General features: G+C 34.8%; 18 protein-coding genes. 5 read left to right on the top strand and 13 right to left on the bottom strand.

Annotated elements, in window-relative coordinates; translation table 11 throughout:
- Positions 1-77: 77 nt before the first annotated feature.
- Positions 78-944 carry a DMT family transporter gene (locus LNP23_RS07575; protein WP_230004465.1) on the bottom strand — a complete coding sequence of 289 codons (867 nt, stop codon included), beginning with the start codon at positions 942-944 and terminating at the stop codon, positions 78-80.
- Between the two features lie 105 nt (positions 945-1,049).
- Between LNP23_RS07575 and LNP23_RS07570 the strand changes: the two genes are divergently transcribed.
- On the top strand, positions 1,050-1,427 hold the full coding sequence (locus LNP23_RS07570) for a heavy-metal-associated domain-containing protein (protein ID WP_230004464.1): 378 nt from the start codon (positions 1,050-1,052) through the stop codon (positions 1,425-1,427).
- 90 nt (positions 1,428-1,517) lie between these two features.
- Here the strand turns inward: LNP23_RS07570 and gldD are convergent, their stop codons facing one another.
- From gldD to mutY, 7 genes are all read right to left on the bottom strand, one after another.
- The gene (gene gldD, locus LNP23_RS07565; protein ID WP_047772931.1) at positions 1,518-2,078 is read right to left on the bottom strand and encodes a gliding motility lipoprotein GldD; all 561 of its coding nucleotides are present in this window, start codon (positions 2,076-2,078) and stop codon (positions 1,518-1,520) included.
- 1 nt (position 2,079) lies between these two features.
- Positions 2,080-3,375, bottom strand: a complete 1,296-nt coding sequence (locus LNP23_RS07560; RefSeq protein ID WP_230004463.1) for a gliding motility-associated protein GldE — start codon at positions 3,373-3,375, stop codon at positions 2,080-2,082.
- Positions 3,376-3,398: 23 nt separating this feature from the next.
- Entirely contained in the window at positions 3,399-3,839 is a 441-nt protein-coding gene (locus LNP23_RS07555; protein ID WP_047772927.1) for a single-stranded DNA-binding protein, read from the bottom strand.
- A gap of 100 nt (positions 3,840-3,939) precedes the next feature.
- Positions 3,940-6,270 (bottom strand): hypothetical protein, encoded by a 2,331-nt coding sequence (locus LNP23_RS07550; protein ID WP_230004462.1) that lies wholly within the window; start codon positions 6,268-6,270, stop codon positions 3,940-3,942.
- Positions 6,271-6,614: 344 nt separating this feature from the next.
- The gene (locus LNP23_RS07545; RefSeq protein WP_230004461.1) at positions 6,615-7,397 is read right to left on the bottom strand and encodes a GLPGLI family protein; all 783 of its coding nucleotides are present in this window, start codon (positions 7,395-7,397) and stop codon (positions 6,615-6,617) included.
- Positions 7,398-7,526: 129 nt separating this feature from the next.
- A complete protein-coding gene (locus LNP23_RS07540) occupies positions 7,527-7,787 on the bottom strand; it encodes a hypothetical protein (protein ID WP_230004460.1) in 261 nt (86 codons plus the stop codon).
- Between the two features lie 262 nt (positions 7,788-8,049).
- On the bottom strand, positions 8,050-9,102 hold the full coding sequence (gene mutY, locus LNP23_RS07535; RefSeq protein ID WP_230004459.1) for an A/G-specific adenine glycosylase: 1,053 nt from the start codon (positions 9,100-9,102) through the stop codon (positions 8,050-8,052).
- 139 nt (positions 9,103-9,241) lie between these two features.
- Between mutY and LNP23_RS07530 the strand changes: the two genes are divergently transcribed.
- Together LNP23_RS07530 and LNP23_RS07525 are read left to right on the top strand one after the other, a co-directional pair.
- Positions 9,242-9,532, top strand: coding sequence for an HU family DNA-binding protein (locus LNP23_RS07530; protein WP_007805026.1), 291 nt, complete (start codon positions 9,242-9,244; stop codon positions 9,530-9,532).
- A gap of 427 nt (positions 9,533-9,959) precedes the next feature.
- Positions 9,960-11,504: an Rne/Rng family ribonuclease gene (locus LNP23_RS07525; protein ID WP_047772924.1), complete on the top strand. Its 1,545-nt coding sequence runs from the start codon at positions 9,960-9,962 to the stop codon at positions 11,502-11,504.
- Positions 11,505-11,897: 393 nt separating this feature from the next.
- Here LNP23_RS07525 and pbpC read toward each other — a convergent pair whose 3' ends face one another.
- The 5 genes from pbpC to LNP23_RS07500 all read right to left on the bottom strand — a co-directional run bounded on the left by pbpC (position 11,898) and on the right by LNP23_RS07500 (position 21,854).
- Positions 11,898-14,273 (bottom strand): penicillin-binding protein 1C, encoded by a 2,376-nt coding sequence (pbpC, locus tag LNP23_RS07520; RefSeq protein WP_230004458.1) that lies wholly within the window; start codon positions 14,271-14,273, stop codon positions 11,898-11,900.
- An 81-nt stretch (positions 14,274-14,354) separates the two neighbouring features.
- A complete protein-coding gene (locus LNP23_RS07515) occupies positions 14,355-20,039 on the bottom strand; it encodes an alpha-2-macroglobulin family protein (RefSeq protein WP_230004457.1) in 5,685 nt (1,894 codons plus the stop codon).
- A 799-nt stretch (positions 20,040-20,838) separates the two neighbouring features.
- A complete protein-coding gene (locus LNP23_RS07510) occupies positions 20,839-21,282 on the bottom strand; it encodes a nucleoside deaminase (RefSeq protein WP_230004456.1) in 444 nt (147 codons plus the stop codon).
- A 42-nt stretch (positions 21,283-21,324) separates the two neighbouring features.
- Positions 21,325-21,618 (bottom strand): type II toxin-antitoxin system RelE/ParE family toxin, encoded by a 294-nt coding sequence (locus tag LNP23_RS07505; protein ID WP_230004455.1) that lies wholly within the window; start codon positions 21,616-21,618, stop codon positions 21,325-21,327.
- On the bottom strand, positions 21,615-21,854 hold the full coding sequence (locus LNP23_RS07500; protein ID WP_230004454.1) for a hypothetical protein: 240 nt from the start codon (positions 21,852-21,854) through the stop codon (positions 21,615-21,617). The genes LNP23_RS07505 and LNP23_RS07500 overlap by 4 nt, the downstream gene beginning before the upstream one ends.
- Before the next feature lie 162 nt (positions 21,855-22,016).
- On the opposite strand from LNP23_RS07500, the gene LNP23_RS07495 reads away from it, so the two are divergent.
- Positions 22,017-22,832 carry an energy transducer TonB gene (locus tag LNP23_RS07495; protein ID WP_230004453.1) on the top strand — a complete coding sequence of 272 codons (816 nt, stop codon included), beginning with the start codon at positions 22,017-22,019 and terminating at the stop codon, positions 22,830-22,832.
- 71 nt (positions 22,833-22,903) lie between these two features.
- The gene (locus LNP23_RS07490; protein WP_230004452.1) at positions 22,904-24,685 is read left to right on the top strand and encodes a 1-deoxy-D-xylulose-5-phosphate synthase; all 1,782 of its coding nucleotides are present in this window, start codon (positions 22,904-22,906) and stop codon (positions 24,683-24,685) included.
- Positions 24,686-24,701: the final 16 nt, after the last annotated feature.

Below are 24,701 nucleotides of genomic sequence, written 5' to 3'. Positions count from 1 at the left end.
TCAATTTTTATTGCTCTATATTTCACAACTTACATTCCACATTTTACACCCCATAAAGAACCTTTTCGCTTGCAAAATTATTTTTTTGCTGAGAGATAGACTCCAATCAGTATGATAAACGCTCCAAAAAACTGGATCGGCGTGAGCATTTCATTATCTAATAATCCCCAGAAGAAAGCTACTATCGGAATCAGATAAGTTACTGAAGTCGCAAATACAGGTGATGACATTTGGATCAATTTAAAGAAAACAACATTTGCAATTCCCGTTCCCAGAACCCCTAAAACCAACACAAATAAAATAGAATGTTGTGATACTTCAAGACTTACTCTTTGTGTAAAATCGGTTGTACTTAGAATGATTAATGCCGGTACAAGCAAAACAGCAAAATTCCCCGTTGTAATACTTAACGAATTCAAATCAGACAAATATCTCTTGATTAAATTTACATTTATAGCGTAACAAATCGTTGCAATGACTACCAAAACCACATAATAGTAATCTTGTCCGGAATGCGTCATAGCATCACTTAAAACCAGCAGCAAACAACCCACAAAGCCTACAAAAACTCCCAGAATTTGCCTTTTTTGAAATTGAATTCCAAACGCAATCGCACCAAGAATTAAGGTATTTAATGGCGTAAGTGAATTCATAATAGCAACAATCGAACTGTCAACACGGGTTTCTGCAATCGCAAAAAAGAAAGCCGGAATAAAAGTCCCAAAAACGGATGTCAGGGCAATAAATTTCCATTGACGACGCGAAATTTTCTTTAAACTGGAAAATCCGATAATCAGCAAAAATACAGCTGCAAAAATAATTCGGAGGGAACCCACCTGAATTGCCGTCAAACCAATTAAGCCAATTTTGATTAGAATAAAAGAACTTCCCCAGATAAGAGAAAGCAACAGCAAATAAAACCACTTCAATCGTTTTGCATCCATAAATCTTGTTTTTATTACAAATTTGTACTATTTTTATGAATTGACCTTCGCTTTTTTATTAATTTTGCAAAGAATATCAATAATAAACTTAAAAACATATATAGGATGAAATTTACGCAAATCATAGCCACTTTAGCACTAACAGGTTTAATATTCGTTGGATGCAAAAAAACAGAAACTGAAGCCTTAACGACAGCTACAACTGAAGCAAAGGCACCTAAAAAACAAGTTGCCATTGCCGCTGAGAATGTACAAACAGCAAGTTTCACTATCGACGGAATGACTTGCGCTGTAGGTTGTGCAAAAACCATCGAAGAAGAATTGTCGAACCTGGAAGGCGTTGAGAAAGCAGCTGTAGATTTCGACAAGAAAACAGCCACAGTAACGTTTGATAAAACAATCCAAAACCCGGAAAACCTAACTAAAGTAGTTCAAGCAACCGGAGACGGAAAAACCTACAAGGTTTCAAACATAAAATCATAATCACAAAGATTTCAAATAAAAAAAGCATCCAAAGGATGCTTTTTTTATAAAATCTAAAATCTAAAATCTAAAATCTAAAATCTAAAATCTTTATTTCCACTTCAATGTTTCCATCAATTCGCGCATGTCATTTTTAATGTAACTGGCTGCCGGCATTATAGAATCAAAATTAGGTTTTGCGTAAAAATAAACTGATCCTGTAATAAAATGCTTCGTGCTGTCTGTCACATAAAACTGTGAGTTTGTGGCCGCATTTCCATCCACCTGATAAAACATACCGTACACCTTTTTTTCGGGATTCAAATAAGGTTGTTCTAAAATATCATCAGCCTTAATTACGTGCTCATAAGTAAGCTTTTGCGCATCTTTTAGCAATTTATCAATATTGTTATTTACCGGTTTATACGTCAGATAGATTGTCGCTTTCATCTTAGGATACGTAATGGCAAACCCACAATTTTTCTCTCCTTTAATAATTGCACCTTCGTTCATTTCAAAAGTAAACGGGCAATTATTTTCAAATTTTACATATTTCGCTTCCGGGTAATCTAAACGTAAATAACTTGACGGCTTAGGCAATGTTTCATTTTTACAACTTACCATTGTAAAAACCAGTAAAATTATAGTTGTTGAAAATATCTTTTTAAGCATTTTAATCTAATGTTACTTTTATTTGTTTTACACGTTTTTTATCTACTGTTTCGATAGTGAAGACACAGTTTTCAAACGCAATTTTCTGATCCTTTTTAGGGAAATTACCCAGAATTTCCAAAATAAAACCGGCCAGCGTTTCTGCTTCTCCTTTACGAGATTCAAAAGCATCCTCGTTTACTTCTACAATTCTGTAAAAATCTTTCATATTGATCTTTCCTTCAAAGAGAAAATTCTTTTCGTCAATTTGCGAAAAATTCAAATTCTCGTCATCGAATTCATCACTAATATCACCCACAATTTCTTCGATAACATCTTCTAAAGAAACCAAACCGGAGGTTCCTCCATATTCATCAACCACAATTGCCAAATGGCTTTTAAGGCTTTGGAAATCTTTTAGCAAGTTGTCCAGCTTTTTATTTTCAGGAACAAAAAAGGGTTCTCTAATTAAAGACACCCAATCAAATTCTTTTTTATCAAGGTGAGGTAATAAATCCTTAACAAACAAAACACCTTCGATCTGATCAATATTATCTCTGTAAACCGGAATTCTCGAAAATCCTTTTTCGACTATTCTCGAATAAATAGCTTCAAATGATTCTGAAATTTCTAAAGCAAAAATATCAATTCTCGGACTCATTACCTGCTTGGTATCCGTGTTACCAAAAGAGACAATTCCTTCTAATATTTTTTGCTCCTCACTTGATGTCCCTTCAGAATCTGTAAGTTCTAAAGCTTGTGACAATTGATTTACGGAGAAATTGTTTTTCTGCTTCCCTAGTTTATTTTGCAAATATAGGGTAACACTGCGCATAGGCAAACTTATTGGGGAAAGTAATTTATCTAAAACGACTACGGGATAAGCCACCCATTTCGCAAGTTTTATATTGTTACGACTGGCATACACTTTTGGCAAAACTTCACCAAACAATAAAATAAAGAAAGTAACCAGAATAACCTCCAGAATAAATTTTAAAACCGGTGAATCTACATCGGCAAAAATGTTCTTCCCTACAAAGGAGAACAGAATTACAACTCCAATATTTAAAAAGTTATTAGCTACCAGTAATGTTGCTAAAAGCTTTTTGGGGCGGTCTAAAAGAGTGGAAATAATTTTTCCTTTTGGTGAATTTTCCTGTAATGCCTCGTCAATATCCTTTTGCGACAATGAAAAAAGTGCGACTTCTGCACCTGAAACAATTGCCGACAAAAACAGCAAAATAAATATTCCGACAAATCCAATTATTAAATTGACGTCTAAATTTGCATTAAAAAGTAAACTGGGCTCCGGGTCCAAACTGAAAAAAATTAGTTAAACAATCAAAAAGGCAGGTCATTTACAGGCAAGCCTTCGTTAGTCGCGTCAAAGTTAGCATTTTTTGCGGATTCTGACTCGGAATTCGGTTTATGTCCTGTAGTTTCTTTTTTGGTTGTCAGGAAAGTAAACTCCGTCACCTGAATTTCGGTCGTATACTTTGTTGTACCGTCTTCCGCTTGCCACTGGCGTGACTTGATGCGTCCTTCGATATATATTTTATCTCCCTTAGAAAGGTATTTTTCGCAAATCTCAGCTGCCTTATTGCGCACAACCAGATTGTGCCATTCTGTCGAAGTTATTTTTTCGTTCGTAGTTTTATTAATGTAAACTTCGTTTGTTGCCAACTGAAAACGTCCGATGCAGTTTCCTCCATCAAAATAATGCATCTTTACATCATCGCCCAAATGGCCAATGAGCATCACTTTATTTAATGTTCCGTTCATGGTTTAATTGTGGTATTTATCCCAAAGATACATTATTTTAGCAAAAGTTAAATCTAATTTAATAAAGAAAATACTAGATTTAGCATTCAATTCATCAAAGTTAAAAAGAATACCCAATCCCTATATTCACAAAACCTGATAATGAGCTGTATTTCGTTTCTTCAAAATAAGAGTCCCTATTTTCGACTCTTAACCTTACATTGTTTTCTTTTATATTTAAAAGATTTACACCTCTCAATATAATGCTCCATTTTTTAATTTTATAATTAATACTAGGATTTATTTCAAAAATATTTTTTTGTTCTGAAGTATTAGAATTAAAATGAATAAACTTATTTTCAATTTCCCAATTTATTCTTTCATTTAAGACTAAACCATTAAATCTCGCAAAAAAGGAACTTTTTTTCAAACTATTCTCTTCTTTGTTTGAATTATTTTTAGATCTATTAATACTATATTCTGCTCCAAAATTAACATTAAAAACGCTCGATTTAAAGTAAGACAATATATTTAACTCTGTTTTACTCTGAACAGAATTAAAAGTCGTACTTACACTATTTATGAAAGATTCCTGTTCAGAACGAGATTGCATAGTTGCTAATTTTATAGCCCAAGGGATTTTTTTCATCTTTTTTTCAATCGTAAAAAACGAATAGAAAGAATTGTCCAGCTCTATATATTCATACTGCTTAACTGATAAATTATTTGAATTAATCGTATTAAAACCTACTTCTTTTGTTTTACTTGAATACATTGCGCCAAAAAAAGAAATTATATTGCCATCAACATTAGAATACGAACTGTTTAAACTGAAAATATTTTTTGGCAAAATAGCATCGTACAAAATATTTCCATTCTTTAAAACGGTCCTGTAATCCTCCAAATAAAACCCCGAAATTAATTTATCTATCGTTACGTTTGAAAAATCCCTTTTGTAAGCAATATTAACACTTGTGTTTGGCCTGAATTCGTAGTTAAAAGCTGCAAAAGGAAGAAAAACAAATACATTTTCACTCTCAGAATTAAATTGAATTGTTGCTTCCGAGAGTCTAAATCCGAGAGAGTAACCTAAATTACCCTTCTTTTTTTTACTAAAATTCAACCCCAAATAATTCTTTGAAGTTATAAGACTCTGGTTAGAATTGAAACCGGGATTTAATTCATCCAGAAAAAAATCCAATGTCTCAAAATTAGAGATTGAACCTCCATAAAATTTAAATGTCCCAAAATCTTTCTTAGTTAAAAAATCGAAATTAATCCCTACAGAATTCAAACTTCCTTTAGTCTCCCTAAGAACATTAAAAGTATTATTAAAATTCAAACCAAGAAATGGTGCATTTGAATTCAAGAGCAAATCTTTCTTATAACTTGTAAAATCTGTAAATACGTCGTACTGAAAAAGATTTATATCATTTATTTTCAATTTATGAGTAAATAATTGACCAACATTACTACTGAAGTTATTTTTATTTTCCTTAAAAATTGTTCTTTCATTATCTGAACTGTTATCAATCAAGTTATCTTGTTTTTCTTTGTTAAAATTTAAAGAGACAACATAATTGTAATAATTCCTATCATTTGGTTTTGACTCATATTCTATGCGATTAGAATTAAACAGCAAAAGCCCATCTATAATTGACTTTTTATTTACTATGAAATCATTTTTTTCCGAAAAAAAAGTCTGTTTTGATTCTAAAAATTCATTTTGATCAACTTGATTTAAGATAGATAATCCATGAATTTTACTTGTCTTCGAAAGCTTATTACTGAAATTTACAGAATAGAAACGAATATTTTTTTTATGTACATCATCTGCCGAAAACAAAAATGACGGAATATTCTCATCAACCGAAAACGTATTTGATTCATTCTCGTTTTCAATATCGATTTTTACTCCTTTTTTTAATTCTATATAATCATTTACCGTAAAAGAAGGATTATTGGTATTGTTAATATCAGTGATAAGATTTAATTTAACTTTACTTGCAAAATTGTAAATGTTGTTATGTTGACGAAAACGGTTTTTTATTCCATATTCAGCATCAATACTACCCTTAATTGCGTTTTTAAATTCCTCTTTAACAGAAATATTCAATGCTGTTCTTCCCGAATTATCAAAACCAGATATTGAAGATAAGTTTTTAAAGTTTTTTAAAACCTCTATTTTTTCAATTATTTCAGATTTTATATTTTCTGTTGCTAATTGGTGCTGAGTCCCAAAAAATTCATCTCCTTCAATCAGCAAATCATCAATTTTTTTTCCTTTATATTTTATTTTACCATCATTATCAATACTAATTCCAGGAAGTTTTTTCAGAACATCTTTTAGTTTTTGCTCTGAACCATTTAATAATTTTTTAAGATTAAATGTAACTGTGTCATTTCTATCAATAATATCTCTAAAATCAGCTTTAATAATAACTTCTTTCATTTTAAAAACATCTTCTTTTAAGAGGATGTTTTTTTCCAGCAATATTTTTTTTTCCGGGTTTGTAAATTCAAGCAAAAACGGTCTATACCCTATAAAACTTGCTTTAAGTACAAAGTTTTCGATATTAGTTTTGGAAACTAACTCGAATTTCCCAAGACTATCGGATTGTTTGAAATCAACTAGAGAATTATCCGACTTACTGTACAGTCTCACATTAACAAGCTTTACAGGTTTTTGCAGCGAATCTTTAATTGTTCCTTTTATAACCGTTTGTCCTTTTGTCTGAAAAAATGCAAAAGTTAAAATAATCAATAATTTAAATCGCATGGATGTTTTTATATTGTCTAACGAATAACTGTTGTTGTTCTCGTTATTGCAGTATTTCCTTTAACTTCATTAGTAGTACCCGATTTCAACTTACTCACACCTTCTTTTACATATCTTTCTAATTCAGTCATAGTAACTGTATTGCCCGACATTTCCGGTTTTACAATTACAATTGGTTCTTTATTTACTTTTACACTCGTAGCCACATATTCATAATGTTTTGTACCAATATATAAAATGAGCCCCGGAAGTCCATTAAATTTATCCGGACCGGCACTTATAGCAATATCTTCCGTAAACCACGCCGTAAAATAATACCCGAAAGCTTCTGAAGTTGCTTTTCTACATTGGAAACCGTTTATTTCTTTAGTTTCATTTGAAATTTGCCAATTCCATTGCAATAAATGATCTTTCCCATAAAAATCCTTTCCATTATAAACACTAAACAGCAACTCGTCTTTATTAAAATCAGCATAATACCATTTTTCAACAAACTTGTTTGTAACTTTATGAAGAATCTCTTGTTTATTCGAGGATACTTCTTCTTTTGTGCTTTTCGAATCTGATTTCTCTACACTATCAACATTTTTTACTTCTGAATTATTCTTATAAAAAGAAACACCATTACTATATTCCAAAGTATAGTCATAAGTTGCCAGCGCATTCTTTCTAGCGAATTCAGGAATTGCTTCCAGTTTTTCTTTACTAACAATTCTTTTTTCAGTAAAGTTAACTACAACAGATTGAGAATATCCAATAGAATAAAAAAAGAGTATTGATAGTATAAAAGTGAGTTTCATAATTTATTTATTTTTTTAAGTTTCAGCAAACATAGAGACAGTAATTCAAAATATTTAATCTACCTCAAAAACTATGCAGTTAATTATGCCTCCATAATTAACTGCCAGCTCAATAAAGTTTATTTGTTTTTAATAACAAGTAGTAGTGGTTTCAACTTCATATACGTCGTATACTTCACCATCCATCCCCATATAACTTTCCACGTACCATTTACTTGTTCTTGTAAAACAAAAAGGACTCTCTAATTCCTCTGTTTCTAAATTCGCCCCTACAGTTTCAATTTTAACAACACTATTCTTTTCAGCATTAACATTGTTATGTTTCACAACACTTGCGTTAACAAACATAGAAACAAATAAAAAAGCGGGTAATAAAAGATTTTTTTTCATTCTGTAAAATTTTGGTTTATTTTGATTTATGCTGGCAAATATATAGAATAAAAGTTTTATCCTACATTTTTTTCACAGAAACAAAAAATGACTTTTGTAATTCAGAAATAAAAACAACCAGATAGAAACAAAAATCATAACAACTCTACTCACCAGCCATAGTGCTCAATAGTCTTGAATAATTTAAATTTCAGTACAAACAAGAAATAAAATCGAAATCTTTATTTTAATCAATTTTTAAAAACAGAACTTTTTCAATACCCTAAATAACAATTACATCATTCTTTTTTAAAATAAAATTATAAATGGCAATTGGGAAAGGAAACGTTTTCAAATTGTTAGCTTCTATACCGTTTTCAATTCTGTCTTTTATTTTAATTTTCCAGAACTGAATATGTAAATGCTGGTGCGAAAGTTTATGAATAACGGTCGCATCACTACACTCCTCTATACCTATAATAGTATAGGCAGGAAAAATATCATTCGCAGCTGCTTTTGAGACAAAATCAAAACCAACAATCTCCTGCGTTTCTAAAAGCGGAAATTCATAGAGATTGTGCCAGATTCCTTTTAAAGTCCTTTTTTGAATTAAAGTATTCCCTAGATCATCCTCCAGAATCAAGTAATTAAAAAACCGATTCGTCACTTTTATCTTTTTGGATTTAACAGGCAGAACATCGACTTTCTTTTTTTGCAGCGCCGCACAACTATCAGTAAAGACACAAACAGGGCAGTTGGGACTTTTAGGAACACACTGCAAAGCTCCAAATTCCATAATCGCCTGATTAAAGATAGCCGGATTGTCTTTCGGCATTAATTCATGTGCCAGTGCAGTAAATTCTTTCTTAGTCGCAAGCAATGCAATATCGGATTCAACATCAAAGTAACGAGAAAGTACCCGAAATACATTTCCATCTACAACAGGCACTACTTCATTATAAGAAAAAGAAGCTATTGCAGCGGCTGTATATTCTCCAACTCCTTTTAATTTTAGTAAGTCTTTATAGGAAGGAGGAAAAACACCATTCAACTCATTGGCGACGTACTGAGCCGTTTTATGCAGATTTCGGGCACGAGAATAGTACCCTAACCCCTGCCAAAGTTTCAAAACCTGCTCTTCATCGGCATTTGCTAAATCAAAAACAGTAGGAAATTCCTTTGTAAAAGAAAAAAAATAGGGCATTCCTTGCGCAACTCTGGTCTGTTGCAACATAATTTCTGAGAGCCAAATTAGGTATGGATTGGTCGTTTTTCGCCATGGCAGATCACGTTTGTTCTGTAAATACCAATTTATCAATATGTTATGAAAATTCATTGCAAAATACTTAGATTACAAAAGTAAATGTTTATGTAATTAAAATTTAACGATTTAGCTTGATTAATTATTTTTTTAATTCCTATATTTGCAAACTCAAAAAATAGTACACCATTTATAAAATAAAATAGGAAAGAAAATGACGAAAGCAGATATCGTAGCGAAAATTTCAGAGAAACTTGGTCTTGAAAAAGGAGATGTTCAAGCAACAGTAGAAACTTTTATGGAAGAAGTTAAAACTTCACTAGAGACTGGAGATAATGTTTACCTAAGAGGTTTCGGTAGTTTTATTGTAAAAACTAGAGCTGAAAAAACTGGTAGAAACATTTCTAAAAACACCACTATCAAAATTCCAGCACACAACATTCCTGCTTTTAAACCTGCAAAAGTATTTGTAGAAGGGGTTAAAACAAACAACGAAGCTAAATAACATTATTAATTAATCATAAAATCGATACGATATGCCAAGTGGTAAAAAAAGAAAGAGACATAAGGTAGCTACTCACAAAAGAAAAAAAAGAGCGAGAGCTAACCGTCACAAGAAGAAAAAGTAGTTTTAAACTACTTTTTTCTTTTTAAACGTTCATTGAAATTTGGGAAATTTCAAAAATTCCAAAAAATAAAATCCAAAATCCAAAAAAAGAGGAATCTCTATAGATTTCAATTGGAATTTGGAGTTTTAAAACTTGAGATTTAGCTTTTCCCTCCCGGGTTCAATACCTGTTAAAAAAATATTGTTTAATCCATCTGTAAATAAGATTTTAGACCTGAGATTTTAGACTTTAGATTTCTTAAAAAAAATCCATTTTCTTTTCTCTTTCTTCTATTTTCTGAAAAAACAGATAAAAATTTACAGTGTGAATAAAGAATTAATCATTAGATCTAGTTCTGAAGCCGTAGATTTTGCCTTATTAAAAGATGGAAAACTAATTGAATTACACAAAGAAGAAGAGAAAAGCAATTTTCAGGTTGGTGATATATTTATTGCCAAAATACGAAAACCAGTTGCTGGACTTAATGCTGCTTTTGTAAATGTAGGCTTCGAAAAAGATGCCTTTTTACATTATCATGATTTAGGACCTAACTTAGCTTCCCAACTGAAATTCATAAAACTTGTAAGCGCAGGTAAAATAAAAGATTTCTCCCTAAAAACCTTTCAGTTTGAAAAAGAGATTGACAAAGATGGCATCATTACTGATATTTTAAGTGCCAATCAATCTGTTTTAGTACAAGTTGTAAAAGAACCTATATCTACCAAAGGTCCAAGAATAAGCGCTGAGCTTTCCTTGGCAGGAAGATTTATTGTTCTCGTTCCGTTTTCTGACCGTGTTTCTATTTCACAAAAAATAGAAGACAAAAAGGAAAAGGATCGTCTAAAAAAACTTGTATTATCGATCAAACCTAAAGGATTTGGTGTTATTGTTCGCACAGTAGCCGAAGGCAAAAACGTAGCCGAATTAGAAAAAGATTTGCAGAACCTGCTTAGCAGATGGACTGCAATGTGTAAAAAATTACCAACTGCTCATCATCCATCAAAAGTATTAGGAGAGCTTAACAGAGCTTCTTCAATATTAAGAGATGTATTCAATGATACCTTCAGCGGTATTCAGATAGATGATGAAGAGTTGTACCATCAAACAAAGGAATACTTGCAAGAAATTGCACCTTCCAAACAATCGATTGTTAAGTTTTATCAATCAAATGACACTCCAATTTTTGAGAAATACAATATAGAAAGACAAATCAAAACTTCATTTGGAAGAACGGTCTCAATGAGCAAAGGCGCTTATCTGATAATCGAACATACGGAAGCTCTACACGTCATTGACGTAAACAGCGGAAATCGTTCGAATAAAGCGACTAATCAGGAAGACACTGCCATGGAAGTGAATATGATTGCTGCCGCCGAAATTGCCAGACAACTTCGTTTGCGTGATATGGGTGGAATAATCGTAGTTGATTTTATTGATATGTCTAATCCTGAAAATAGGAAGGTCCTGTTCGACTTCTTGCGAGAAGAAATGAGCGACGATAAAGCAAAGCATAAAATCTTACCACCGAGTAAATTTGGGCTAGTCCAGATTACAAGACAACGCGTAAGACCAGAAGTTAACATTAAAACTAGAGAAGAAGATCCAAACAATGAGCATGGTGAAATTGAAGCACCAATTTTAATCATTGATAAAATCACCTCTGATTTAGAAAGAATTTTAAAAACCCACAATAAAGTTGTGCTTAATACACATCCGTTTGTGGCTGCATACCTCAGTAAAGGTTTTCCATCATTACGTTCAAAATGGTTTTTTGAACATAAGAAATGGGTGAAAATCATACCTCGTGACGCTTACACGTACTTAGAATACCATTTCTATGATAAAAAAGGAAATGTTATTTCAGAATAAACAAAAACCGCTTTTCGAAAGATTAGCGGTTTTTTTGTGCCTTTTTTTCAGTGTTTTGCCACGAATTTCGCGAATTGGCACGAATTATTTTTGAAGTCTTTTGTTAAAAAATAGTGCCACAGATTAAACGGATTAAAAAGATTTTCACAGATTTTCTATTATTGCTCTTGCGAAAATCTGCTGCCCGATAGCGAACTGGCGAAGCAAATCTGCATGCTATTTTATTTTCACCACCTTTATGATTCTGCCACGAATTTCACGAATTGGCACGAATTATTTTTTTGCCACTGATTAAAAAGATTTACACAGATTATTTAATCTTTTTAGTCCTTTAATCTGTGGCTTTTTCTTTGCTCATAGGTCAGCTTAGTAACTTTTAGTCTTGATCCGATACTATTCTCTTATTACCTCAACTCTTCTGTTAATTTCATTTCCAGATTCGTCAACAACCGTGATGTAATGAAACCCTGCACTCATCATAATTGGTTTTTCGTGAAAAACTTTAGTGACGCCTTTATAAACGTGATCGACGTACCAAAACAATTGTTTTTCTCTTTGAGAATAGGCCACTTTAAAAATTACGGGCTGTACTTCACTATTAAAATCCTTCGTTAAATAAATTTTACTGTTCGCTTTTGGATAAATAAAGTCCATAGAACCCGTTTGTGTACCGATACAATCTTCTTTAAAAGGAGGTAGCGGAACATACTCAATATGCTTGCTTTTGTAATACCAGGCCATAACAGGAGGCAATACAAACCAGTTTTTAGTAATCATTTTATCGACACTTTCGCAACTGCTGTTTACCTGAAATTGTTCGGTTTGATCTAAATGAATTATTTTATGATACGAACAAACCGTTGTTGTCTTTCCCTTTTTTGTAACTAATTGTTTTATTTTCGGACAACCTTCTTTAGCCAAATGCCCGCTTAAACGACAAACTTCTACTTCATTTAAATCCTCATAAGGAATTTCAAACCACCGCTGTCTCGGTAGCAAATTAAATACATCAAACAAAATTGGTGCAGCACTTGTAACTCCGGTCAAAGTTGGTCTTCCCTCTCCTGTCGCATTTCCGACCCATACTCCCACAACGTATCTGGAATTGGTTCCGATTGCCCATGCATCACGATTACCGAAACTAGTTCCTGTTTTCCACGCAATTTTAAGTGAGCTGTCATAAAATTTCCACGCCTCATCTCCTTCCGGTCGATTTACTTCTTCCATGGCATTGTACGTCAACCAAATTGATCCCGCGCCTAATATGTTCTTCTGCTCGCTTTCTGATCCAAAATCGGGCTTAAAATCGGTGTCGTAATTCAATTCTGCGAATTCTTGGGTTCTATATTTACCGTGGCTTTTATTAAAATAATTTACTGTTGAAGATAAATTGGAATAGGTTCGGCACAAATCCCACAAATTACTTTCGGCACCTCCCAAAATAAGAGACAAACCATAATGATCCGGTGATTTATTAATGTCTTTTAATTTAAACTTTTGCAGCTCCTCATAAAATTTACTGACTCCAAAATCCTGCAACATCAATACCGACGGAATATTTAAAGAACGCGACAAAGCCCGATGTGCCGGAACAGCTCCGTCGAAAGTCAAATTAAAATTCTGAGGGGTGTAACCTGCAATCTGAGTAGGAACATCGGCAACCAGGGTGTTTGGTAACAGTTCTCCATCGTCGAGCATTGCGGCGTACAACAAAGGTTTAAGTATACTTCCTGTACTTCTTGGTGCTCCAATAATATCAACGTCTTTTTGGTGGTCACGATCTGTTGGCGAATTCCCAACGTAACTTATGATACTGCGGTCCTGAACATCAATTACCAGAATTGCCAGGTTATTGACTTCATTTTGCTTGTATTGATTGTAATAAAATTTCGCAATCTGATTGACCCTGTTTTGCAGTGCAACATCTACAGTTGTCTTAACCCGCGTACCTTCTCCGTTCTTTGCCACTCGCTGTAATAAATGTGGGGCAATCTGTGGCAAGTCATATGGTTTTTGAGGCAAGGGTTCTTCAATAGAAAGTTCGTAGGTCTGTTTGTCAATGCTCCCTTCTTTGTGTAGTTTTAGCAATAACCGATTGCGCTTTTCTAACAATTTTATCTGATTTTTTCCCGGGTAAATCAAACTCGGGGCATTGGGTAAAACCGCCAAAGTAGCGCTTTCTGCCCATGATAATTGATTGGATTGCACTCCGAAATAACGCCAGGAGGCCATCTCGAGCCCCACAACATTTCCTCCAAACGGGGCATGTGCGGCATATAATTCGAGGATTTCGTTTTTTGAATACCCTAATTCCAATCGGGTTGCCAGAATGATTTCTATTGCTTTTTCAAAATAAGTTCTCTTTTTTCCTTTTCTGGATAAGCGGATCACTTGTTGTGTAAGTGTACTTCCTCCGCGGACTACTTTTCCGGCTTTTCTATTCTGCTTAATCGCATTTACCATTGCAACCGGATTAAAACCAGGATGTTTGTAGAAATACTCGTCTTCAAAATAAACGATGCACTTTTTAAACTTATCCGGAACACTGTCCTGTGCCGGAAAACGCCATTGTCCATCACGAGCAATTTTAGCTCCTAATAATTCCCCTTCTTTACTTTCTATAATAGTCGAGTAAGGCTCTTTAAATAGAGTTCCGGGCAACGAAAAATAATAAATCACTAACAGCAAAAACGCAATTAGTGATTTAATTTTATTTCTTTTTATCCAATTGACACAGCGCTGAAAAAGCGCTTTAAATTTATTTTTCAATTTTACAATTTTAATATTCTAATCCATTTTTTCAAACCTGACAGGTTTTAGAAACCTGTCAGGTTTAAAAAAAATAATCAATTATTTTACAACTGCTACCCAGAATCCTTTTGTTCTTGCTAGGAACGTATGATCGTACATCGCTTCACATTGTAATCCCGGTAAATAATAACTTCCCAGATAAGAGGCATTAAGTAAAATTTTGAATGTTTTGGTTTCTCCGGCTTTTAAACCAAAATAGAAATTCGTTCTGTCGTCACGAATGTCAATATAATCAGCCGTATTACTTGTTGCTTCACCGTAATCTGTAAAACGCGTGTTTACAATCTCAAATCCGGATGGCAAAATCTGTGACAAGGCTACATTCTGCACATATTCATTTTTCTGGTTTTTAATTGTTACCTCAGCTACAAACTCCGTTCCCTGTGTAATTCTGGAAACATTAATTACACCGCCTTTTCTGTTTTTGAAAACTATTCCGGCAGAAAGATTACTTTGAATCGCATTTTCCTGACCGATTGGTAAAATTCCCGTATTTAACACCCGAACATAAATCGTATTCTTTTTATTGTTTTTTAAAGTAATACTATTGCTTCCGGATTTCACCACCAAACTTCTGTCAGCAACTGTTTTAGCTGTTTTTATTTGCTGCGCTTTTCCATCCTTGCTAAATTGAATATCAATTCCTTTCGGACCATTATTCAATGAAAATTTAGACATTGCATACAAACAATAGGCCGTGGTCTGTGTACTCATCCACTGGTCGCTTGCCATGCTTTTTGCTAATTTTGTTGCCATTAAAAAAGCATTCTCTTTTTGGTTTAACAACAATAAAGTCTCCAGTGCCATTGCTCTGTTTCGATCACCTGATCCATAATAGTAATAGCTGTACTCACCTGAATTATCGTCAATTTTACTATGCAATAACAACGTTAATCCTGCACTTTTCTGACCTGCTAAAACATAAGCCGCAGCCAATCGCAATTTACTTTCGTTTGAAATTCCGGTTGTTTCACGCAGCCTGTTCATAGAAGACAAATCAGGAGAACCGGCTAAGGCTAAGGTATACAAACGGTACGCTTGTGCCATATCATTTCCGTAACGCTGTTCAAAACGCCATTTTTTAGCTTCTTTTTGTTGGTAGGAAATCCATTTTGATTTAAAGTTAATCGGTAAAACATACCCTTTTTTCTCTGCTTCAATTATAAAATGTCCGGCATAAGAAGTTCCCCAATCATCTGCAATTGTATTTCCTTGCCAGTACGAAAGTCCTCCGTTTGGCAATTGAAAACTTCCTAATCTTGTAATCCCCGCTGCTACATTCTTCTGAATAAGCTGTTGACGGGTTGCATCAATATCTGCAACATCAGTCAAAAACAATTGTGGAAAAACAGATGAAGTCGTTTGCTCTACACAACCGTGTGGATACTGAATCAGATATTGCAATCTTCCGTTCAAATTAATCGTTGGCATCGAAGAAACCTCCAGTTTGGCTTTATTACTTCCCGAAACTCCGAAGGTTTTCCAGGCGATAGTCTTAGAACTGTTCGGAGGCAGAATCACATCGGTATAGGTATTGGTCACCGGATTCGGGTTTGTCATATCGATCTCTACCTCATAGGATGATTTTTCTCTGCCCGAAGTAGCTATAATCTGCACTTTTGCAATTCCGGTCTGACTGCCTACTGCCAGATTAAAATACGCCATTTTTTCATCCGGCTGTGCAAAGACTACATTTTGAACGGTACTTCCGATCACCTGCAAGCCATTGCTGGTTTTAATCTGAACTCTTACATTTTTAATATTTTTTTCTGTCGCAAAAACCGTAACCGGAATCGTTACTTTTTCTGACGGAGAAATTTTTCTTGGCAACGAAGCCAACACCATCAGCGGACTGCGAACCGGAGTTGCTTTCTCTGCACTTCCGTAGGCACTTGTTGTTGCATCTCCCGCCACAACCATCGTTCGTACAGAACCAATGTATTTTGGTAATGTAACCTGATGTGTTTTTGTTTGTCCTTTCTCTAATTTGAATGGTCCCAGATAAATTACAACCGGTTTAAAACGATTGGCTTTTTTGGCTTTTCCTCCACCTAAATCCTGATCCCCACCAATACTGAAAATCTGATTTACTTTTCCGCCGTAAGCACCAATCACATCGTCATATACGTCCCAGGTTTTTACACCCAAAGCTTCCCGTACATAGAAACTATCCCAGGCATTTGGGGTTTTGAATCGGGTTAAATCCAACAAGCCTTCATCTACAATAGCAATGGTGTAGGTCATTTCTTTACCGGATTTCTCGCTGACTTTTACAGGAAAGGATTGTTCCGGTCTTAAAACATCGGGCATTATAAGTGTCGGCTCTAATTTGGTATTTTTATCAACAACCCCAATCGGAACAATTCCGTACATACGAATCGGAGAATCGTTTTTGGTCGAGGCATGAGGTTGCAAAAGCGTGATATTAAAATAGACATTGGGAGCCATTGCCGCCGTAATTGGCACCTCTACTTTCGTTTCCCCTTTTTGCGTTTTTACCCAAAGTGTCTGTACTACTCTTGAACCATTTTCGATAGAAACCAAGGCACGTCCACCCTCACTTGAAGGGAAAGAAATCTGCGCTTTTTCTCCTACTGCATACTCTTTTTTATCGGTCGAAAAAACAAGCATATTGGCTGTTGAAGCATCCGTATTTCTGGTTTTTCCGGACCAGATTGGCCAATCGATATTTACTGTTAAGGCTGTTGCATGTCCACCCGTTTCATCCGAAACCCGAATCATATAACGTCCCCATTCTTCGTCTTCCAAAGCAAATTGTATGCTTGCTTTTCCGCTTGCATTTGTACTTACTTTGAATGTTTTGTAGGAAGTGGTTGCTTCTGAAGAATTGTAATTGGATAAATTATCGCTCGAAGCATCCCACCACCAGCGCCATTCTACTTTATAAACTTTTACTTCCAGATCCCTAACCGCTTTTGGTCTTCCGTTTTCATCAACGGTTACAATATCAAAACGATTGTTGGTTCTCGTTTCGAGCATTCCATATCGATTTACTTCCGGTGCTTTTACACCCACATAGGTTTTGTATGGCGAATAGGTTGTCGCCATTGCATCCATACTGAAATCCCCGCCTTCTTCGTATACTTTGGTAATAAAGGAAGCTCGCAACATTCCCGGAGCCTGACCTTGTAATTTCGGATTGATACTTACCGACGCTCTTCCATTGGCATCTAATTTTCCTGAAAATATATTCACCTCTTCTGTACTGAATTTACGTACTAAGTCATCAAAAGTATATTTATCGTAGCCTTTAAAAGTAGTTTTCTGCTCTGAGAATTTGGCTTGCATTTCTACATTCAAATTCTTGGCGATGGCACCATGAAGCCAAGCCACCTCCAGATTACTTGAGTTAGGGTAAGATGACGATAATATGGCTCTTTGGAAGCTGTTTTTAATCTTTAAACGATTTGGTTTTATCGTTTCAATTTTAATGCTTTTATAATATTTAGCTCCTCCAACACTTACCATTGCCTCCCAACTTCCTGTTGGCGCGTCGGGATCTGTTGGTACAATAAAAGCATAATGATTCAATTCATTTGATTTCTGAACGGTTTGATAGGTTACCTTTCCATTTGGATCTGTTAGCCTGAATTTTATCGGATGTGCTTTTGGCAGTTTATTGGCAGCATCATTCAAAATAAAAGACAAATACAAATTATCTCCGGGACGCCAAACACCACGCTCCCCATAAATAAATCCTTTCAGTCCTTTTTGAAGTGTTTCTCCGGCAACATCAAAATTACTTACGGATAACGAGTTTCCGTCATCAAGCTTTACATAAGTCGATTGATCTCCCAAAGTAACGATAGCAAAATAAGCAAATCGATCGATTTGGAAGGATGCTATTCCCTCACTACTCGTGGCCGTTGTAGCGATTTTTTGCTGTTGAAAGTTGTATAAATCTACTCTTGCATTCGAAACCGGATCTGTTGTAAGGATATTGTTTACGACAAACAAATACGATTTATTCTCTCCTCTTTTGGCTATTACTCCCAAATCTGAAGCCAAAATATTGGTCGCAATTCTTGCATTGTAATAATACGATCCTGTACATGGATCTTGGCTTTCTCTCCATTCGTAATCATCGTAGTAATAATCATCGTAAGAGTTTCCACTATAATTCACATCCTTTTCATCAACTTCGTCCTCTTCATTTTCTTCTGTATCACTTTCGGTCGTTTCGCATTTGTATAAAGAATATTTCTTTTTATACGAGAATTCTACTCTGTAAATGGCACCCGGTTCGGGTTTAATAATCTTCGATAAATCTAAGGCAAAAGTGTTCCATTTGCTTAAATTAACCAACGTGTTTTCTTTAAGGTTTATCGTCGTTTTGGCGACGGGCTGAGAAACTCGTTTTAAATTTTGCGCTCCGTTTAATTCATTATTTTGAAGAAATTGCAGTATGTTGTTTTTATAGATTTTATAAACTTTTACATCTACTGCACTCAGGTTTGCCGTTTCAAAATTGAGTTTTAGATTGTTGGAACTTGGTAAAATCGTTCCATTTTTCACAAAACGTACATTTGGTTTTATCTGGTCAAAAGAGATTTTCTGAGAATAACTTTGCTCCATTTTCTTACCGTACTGACTTTCTATTCCCTGAAAAACTTCCAGCAATAACTCTCCGGTTATATTTTGGTCTGATTCGGGCTCTTCTGCTACCACTTCCGGTTCTGCCTCAACAGTTACTTCCGACACGGCTACAGCTGCACTATCTATAACAACACTTGCAGAATCTACGGCAACGGCAGCTGTAATTGTATCTGCTACTACAGCTTCATGAACTACTTTTGGCGCTGCTTTTTCATTACTGAAATATACTTTTAGTACATTTCCTTGTGTCGCAAATTTTAAATTATTCGTATTTTGAATGGCTACCAAACCTGCAAAATCCTGTCCTTTTTCAAGGGGTTCAGAAAAATTGATAGAAACCGACTGATTGTTTTCGTCCGGAATTTCAACCTTTATCACTTTGAATTCGTTTATTCCTGTAATCGGAAAGTCTATTTTCCCTTTCTGATCTATATCGAAATCATTTCCGTCGTAAGCGATTTCAAGTTCACTTGGCTCAGAAAAGCGCTGAATGCTGTCAATGATAAATTTGAATTCTTTACCTGATTTTACTGAATTATCGAACTTGATCTTTAATTTATTTCCTTTTTGACTGGCTTCAACGAGCTTTTGAGCGGTTTCCAAATCAATATCATCTGCGGTTTTCAATACGCAATTCAGATATTGGTATTCTTTACTGTGCGATTGAATGTCCAACGTATTTATCGTAAAATCCTGTTTAATGGTTTTAACGGTAAAATTGAATTTAGAAAGTTCCTTTTCTTCTTCCTTAGGCAATGTAATTAGTTTATCTAAGTTTAAAGTAACTTGATATTCTGTTCCGGGTTTTAGTTTTTTTTCAGGGATAAAGGCAATCGTATTACTCGAAAGCGCGACAACTTTACCATGTACATTTGGCGAGATATCAAATAAATCATCATCCAATTCCTCATTAACCTTCCATTCTTTTTTCTCGAAAGCCAAAACCACGCGTATGTCCGACTGCGACGGGACAATTCCCCCCGTAAAACTAGTGATGTACGCTCTGAATAGTGAAAAATCAGAATTGAAATCTGCAGCTGATTTTCTGCCACACGCCTGAAGAATAAAAAACACAAGAAATACGTAAACTAATCTTTTTGCCTTCACTTGAAATAGAATTAATGGTTAGAAATTTAAGATTCGATATAAGGTCGTAACACTTCACACAACTTAAAGTATAACTGAAGAAATGTTAATTATATTATAGTAAAAGTAGCGTATTTTTATTTTACAATTAAGCAGAAAATTCATTAGAAATAACAATTATCTGAAATTAATGTGAAGATGAAATGGATTTGTTAATGCAAGGACACAGATAGAAAACTCCCTTTTTAATCTTGTTACGGATAGGGACACGGATTATAGGGATTCGCTGGTGCGAAGACGCGGATAGAAACGGATTTTTTTTTATAGGTTCTGCTTAAAATTACTTTATAACACTGTTACGGATACGGACGCAGATGAAACGGATTCGCTGGTGCGAAGACGCGGATAGAAACGGATTTTTTTTATAGGTTCTGCTTAAAATTACTTTATAACACTGTTACGGATACGGACGCAGATGAAACGGATTCGCTGGTGCGAAGACGCGGATAGAAACGGATTTTTCTTTTCGGGCATGCTTAAAATTATTTTATAACACTGTTGCGGATCTGGACGCAGATGAAATGGATTCGCTGACGCGAAGACGCGGATAGAAACGGATTTTTTTATAGGGCATGCTTAAAGTTGCTTTGTCTTTATCATTTTGATAGACACTTAGAAGATTGTTTTACCAAAGTTAAAACAAGTACTAAAAAAAACTCTTGTCATAAAGTATAGAAAAAAAAATAAAATCCGCGTTTATCCGCGTCTTCGCGCCAGCGAATCCGTATAATCCGTGTCCTATCACACTAAATGACTTGTATTATTTTCTCCTTAAAGCAAAAAAACGTTTCATTAAATCGGCTGCTTCATTGGCCATAATTCCTGAAACTACGGTAGTTTTTGGGTGTAATTTTGTGCCCATTGTCATAAAACCGCGCTGTTCATCACGGGCTCCAAAAACAATTTTTGTAATCTGACTCCAATACAAAGCCCCCGCACACATCTGGCAAGGCTCCAGTGTTACGTACAAGGTGCAATCTTTTAAATATTTCCCACCCAGAAAATTTGCCGCCGCGGTAATGGCCTGCATTTCGGCATGGGCGGTAACATCAATAAGCAATTCAGTCAGGTTATGACTTCTTGCTATAACTTTATCCGCTACAACAATTATGGCTCCAACAGGAATTTCACCTTTATCAAAAGCCATTTCTGCCTCTTGTAAAGCTTTTTTCATGAAGTATTCGTCGGTAAAAGGGTTTATCATAAAATTTTTATGCTATAAGTAATTTACAAATTAGTTTCAAAACTATAATCTGTAATTTTTAGGATTTTGAGATACAGAAAAAATATCCAGAATATAAATTTTGCTTTTTTCAATTCTGTAGACTATTTTAAAATTCCATTTAGGAAAAAACCTGATGTCTTTTGAATTGAACAACGGTTCTATTGGATTTTTCTCTGGAAACAAATTGAGTTTTTCACCCAAATCAAATAAAGTTTCTACTACCAAATCCGCATTTTTCGGACTTTGAGAATAAATATAATCATAACTGTTCTGAATCGATTGTATCGCATTTACAGACCAGACAACCGGCTTCATTTCTTTATGATCTTTTTTCTTGCTTCTTCGGTGCTGTAGCCCTGTTCACCGGCATCGGAAAGGTTCATAATTTCATTCAAATGATTTTCATACTCTTTTACTGTTAATGGTTTTCCATTGGTTGAATGGGTATAAATATCATTATTTAGTAAATCTTCAATCTGATTCAATAATTGCACATTTTCAGTATCCAGGATTCTGTGTACAATATTCCTACGTTGCGCTTCTACATTCATATCATTCAGGATTTACTTCAAAGTTATACAATTTTTCTAACTATAAAATTCAATCGTTCTTACCCTTTTCATCAGAACTCGTCGGTAGAAGGGTTTATCATAACGCAAAAATACATCTTTACTCCTTATTTTTATTATATTTAGTCCTTTGTAATTTAAATAATGGAAACAAAATATAAAATCTCTATTCCCGAACCCTGTACAGAAAACTGGGACAAAATGACACCAAAAGACAACGGCAGATTCTGTTTGAGTTGTACTAAAACTGTGGTTGATTTCACTACCATGTTACCCGAAGAGGTTCAGCATTATTTTATTTCAAATCAGAATAAAAGCATTTGTGGCAGGTTTAAAAACACGCAATTGGACGAAATCATTATTCAGATTCCGAATCGCGTATTGTACTCGCAAACTCAATATCACAAAATCTTCTTGTTGGCACTATTTATTGCTATGGGGACTACTTTGTTTAGCTGTTCGGATAAAAATGGAAACAAACAAAAAATTGATACCATAGAAATTGTCGACAATGCTTCGACAGGAAAATCTATTATTAGAAATGATTCCGCTTCAAAGACAGACTCAAAAAAAAGTAACGAAAAATGTTCTCCACGAGCCACAATGGGAATAGTGATTCCGAAAAATGATGAAATCCCACTTAAATATGACATCGTTTTTAACTCCAATGACTTAGATGTTTTGCCTGTTCCGGAAGAGGGGATGAAAAAATTCTATGCGTTTTTCAATAAAAATTATACAGCCCCAGGCACGACAGAAAAATATCGAGGGAAAATATTTATTCTATTTGTAATAGAGAAAGACGGCAGTTTGAATAATTTCAACATAGTTAAAAATACTCCTGTAGAAATCGGAGAAGAAGCTATTAAAATTCTAAAAACCGCTCCCAATTGGATTCCCGGAAAAATAAACAATACGATTGTCCGATCCTCTTACATTTTACCAATCACAATTAAATAATAAAATCTCATAAGCCGCTTTATTGAACTAAATTTTAACTTTAAAATTGTAAATTTGTTTTTTATAGAAAAATGAAAAGCAATCTACTCTCCAACATAAACAATCCGGCCGATTTACGTTTACTCGACGAAACTCAATTACCCCAATTGGCTAAGGAATTACGTGATTTTATTATTGATATTGTTTCGGTAAAAGAGGGGCACTTAGGCGCCAGTTTAGGCGTTATTGAGCTTACAATTGCTTTGCATTATGTTTTTAACACACCCGAAGATTTACTGGTTTGGGATGTTGGACATCAGGCTTACGGACACAAAATCCTTACCGAAAGAAAAGAGAACTTCGATACTAACAGACAGCTTGGTGGCATTTCCGGATTTCCTAAAAGAAGCGAAAGTATTTACGATACTTTTGGCGTAGGACATTCCTCTACTTCCATCTCGGCAGCACTTGGAATGGCCATTGCATCTCACTTAAAAGGAGAAACCGACAAACAACATATTGCTGTAATTGGTGACGCCTCTATCGCATCGGGAATGGCTTTTGAAGGGTTAAATCACGCCGGAGTAACAGACGCTAATCTATTGGTCATTCTAAATGATAATGCGATCGGAATTGATCCCAGTGTTGGTGCTTTAAAAAAATATCTTACTGCGGTAAAAGAAGGGAAAAATCCGAAGAAGAATAACATGATTAAATCGCTGAATTTTGACTATTCAGGACCCATCGACGGTCACGATTTAATTGGATTGATAAAAGAATTAAATCGTTTAAAAAAAATAAAAGGGCCCAAATTTCTTCACATTGTTACAACAAAAGGCAAAGGCCTGCAACAAGCCGAAGAGAATCAGGTAAAATACCATGCTCCCGGAAAATTTGATGCTTCAACAGGGGAAATTCTTTTAAAATCGGAAGAAAACCAGCCACCAAAATACCAGGATGTTTTTGGTTTAACCCTCTTAGATTTAGCCAAAAAGAATCCGAAGATTATCGGAATCACGCCGGCAATGCCATCGGGAAGTTCGCTAAAATTCATGATGGATGAAATTCCGGAACGTGCTTTTGATGTTGGAATTGCAGAACAACACGCCGTAACCCTTGCTGCCGGAATGGCTACACAGGGGATGATCGTGTATTGTAATATTTACTCCACGTTTCTACAACGTGCGTACGACCAGGTAATTCACGACGTAGCTTTACAGAATCTACCTGTAATCTTTTGTTTAGACCGGGCAGGTTTGGTTGGCGAAGATGGGGCAACACATCACGGTGTTTTTGATATTGCCTATCTGCGATCCATTCCGAACCTGATTATTTATGCTCCAATTAATGAAATTGCGTTGCAAGACATTCTTTACACCGCACAATTGGGATTGGATCATCCAATCGCGATCCGATATCCACGAGGAAAAGGGGTTTTGCCCAATTGGAAAGTAGAAAATTTCGGACACTACAAAAATATTGTGATCGGCGCAGCAAATTGCCTTAAAAAAGGAACAAAAAAAGCTGTTTTATCTACCGGAACTATTGGTAATAATGTAATCGCAGCTTTAAATGAATGTTCTAATGCCAGTGAAATAGCTCATTATGACTTTTCATTTATTAAACCATTAGATTACAATGCATTACAAGAAATATTCAATACTTATGAGACTATTTTCACAATTGAAGACGGTACTATAAACGGTGGTTTCGGAAGTGCCATTTTAGAGTTTGCTGCTGCAAATAATTTCACCAATTCAGTGAAAATTTTAGGTATTCCTGACACATTTATAGAACATGGAACTGTTCTTGAATTACAACAGTTGTGTAAAATTGACGTTAAAAATTTGACAAAACTTTTTTCAAATCATTGAAAAGAATTATTTTGCA

It is taken from the genome of Flavobacterium cupriresistens, assembly GCF_020911925.1.
In the GTDB taxonomy this organism is placed as follows: domain Bacteria; phylum Bacteroidota; class Bacteroidia; order Flavobacteriales; family Flavobacteriaceae; genus Flavobacterium; species Flavobacterium cupriresistens.
The sequence above is the reverse complement of the archived record's forward strand: the minus strand, read 5'-3'. Positions and strand labels throughout refer to the sequence as shown.

Coding starts and splice junctions, on each gene's coding strand:
- LNP23_RS07550 (WP_230004462.1), bottom strand. CDS start 6,270: ATGAAAGAAGTTATTATTAAAGCTGATTTTAGAGATATTATTGATAGA.
- LNP23_RS07545 (WP_230004461.1), bottom strand. CDS start 7,397: ATGAAACTCACTTTTATACTATCAATACTCTTTTTTTATTCTATTGGA.
- LNP23_RS07505 (WP_230004455.1), bottom strand. CDS start 21,618: ATGAAGCCGGTTGTCTGGTCTGTAAATGCGATACAATCGATTCAGAAC.
- LNP23_RS07495 (WP_230004453.1), top strand. CDS start 22,017: ATGGAAACAAAATATAAAATCTCTATTCCCGAACCCTGTACAGAAAAC.
- LNP23_RS07490 (WP_230004452.1), top strand. CDS start 22,904: ATGAAAAGCAATCTACTCTCCAACATAAACAATCCGGCCGATTTACGT.
- LNP23_RS07510 (WP_230004456.1), bottom strand. CDS start 21,282: ATGATAAACCCTTTTACCGACGAATACTTCATGAAAAAAGCTTTACAA.
- LNP23_RS07555 (WP_047772927.1), bottom strand. CDS start 3,839: ATGAACGGAACATTAAATAAAGTGATGCTCATTGGCCATTTGGGCGAT.
- LNP23_RS07500 (WP_230004454.1), bottom strand. CDS start 21,854: ATGAATGTAGAAGCGCAACGTAGGAATATTGTACACAGAATCCTGGAT.
- LNP23_RS07540 (WP_230004460.1), bottom strand. CDS start 7,787: ATGAAAAAAAATCTTTTATTACCCGCTTTTTTATTTGTTTCTATGTTT.
- LNP23_RS07530 (WP_007805026.1), top strand. CDS start 9,242: ATGACGAAAGCAGATATCGTAGCGAAAATTTCAGAGAAACTTGGTCTT.
- LNP23_RS07575 (WP_230004465.1), bottom strand. CDS start 944: ATGGATGCAAAACGATTGAAGTGGTTTTATTTGCTGTTGCTTTCTCTT.
- LNP23_RS07570 (WP_230004464.1), top strand. CDS start 1,050: ATGAAATTTACGCAAATCATAGCCACTTTAGCACTAACAGGTTTAATA.
- mutY (WP_230004459.1), bottom strand. CDS start 9,102: ATGAATTTTCATAACATATTGATAAATTGGTATTTACAGAACAAACGT.
- gldD (WP_047772931.1), bottom strand. CDS start 2,078: ATGCTTAAAAAGATATTTTCAACAACTATAATTTTACTGGTTTTTACA.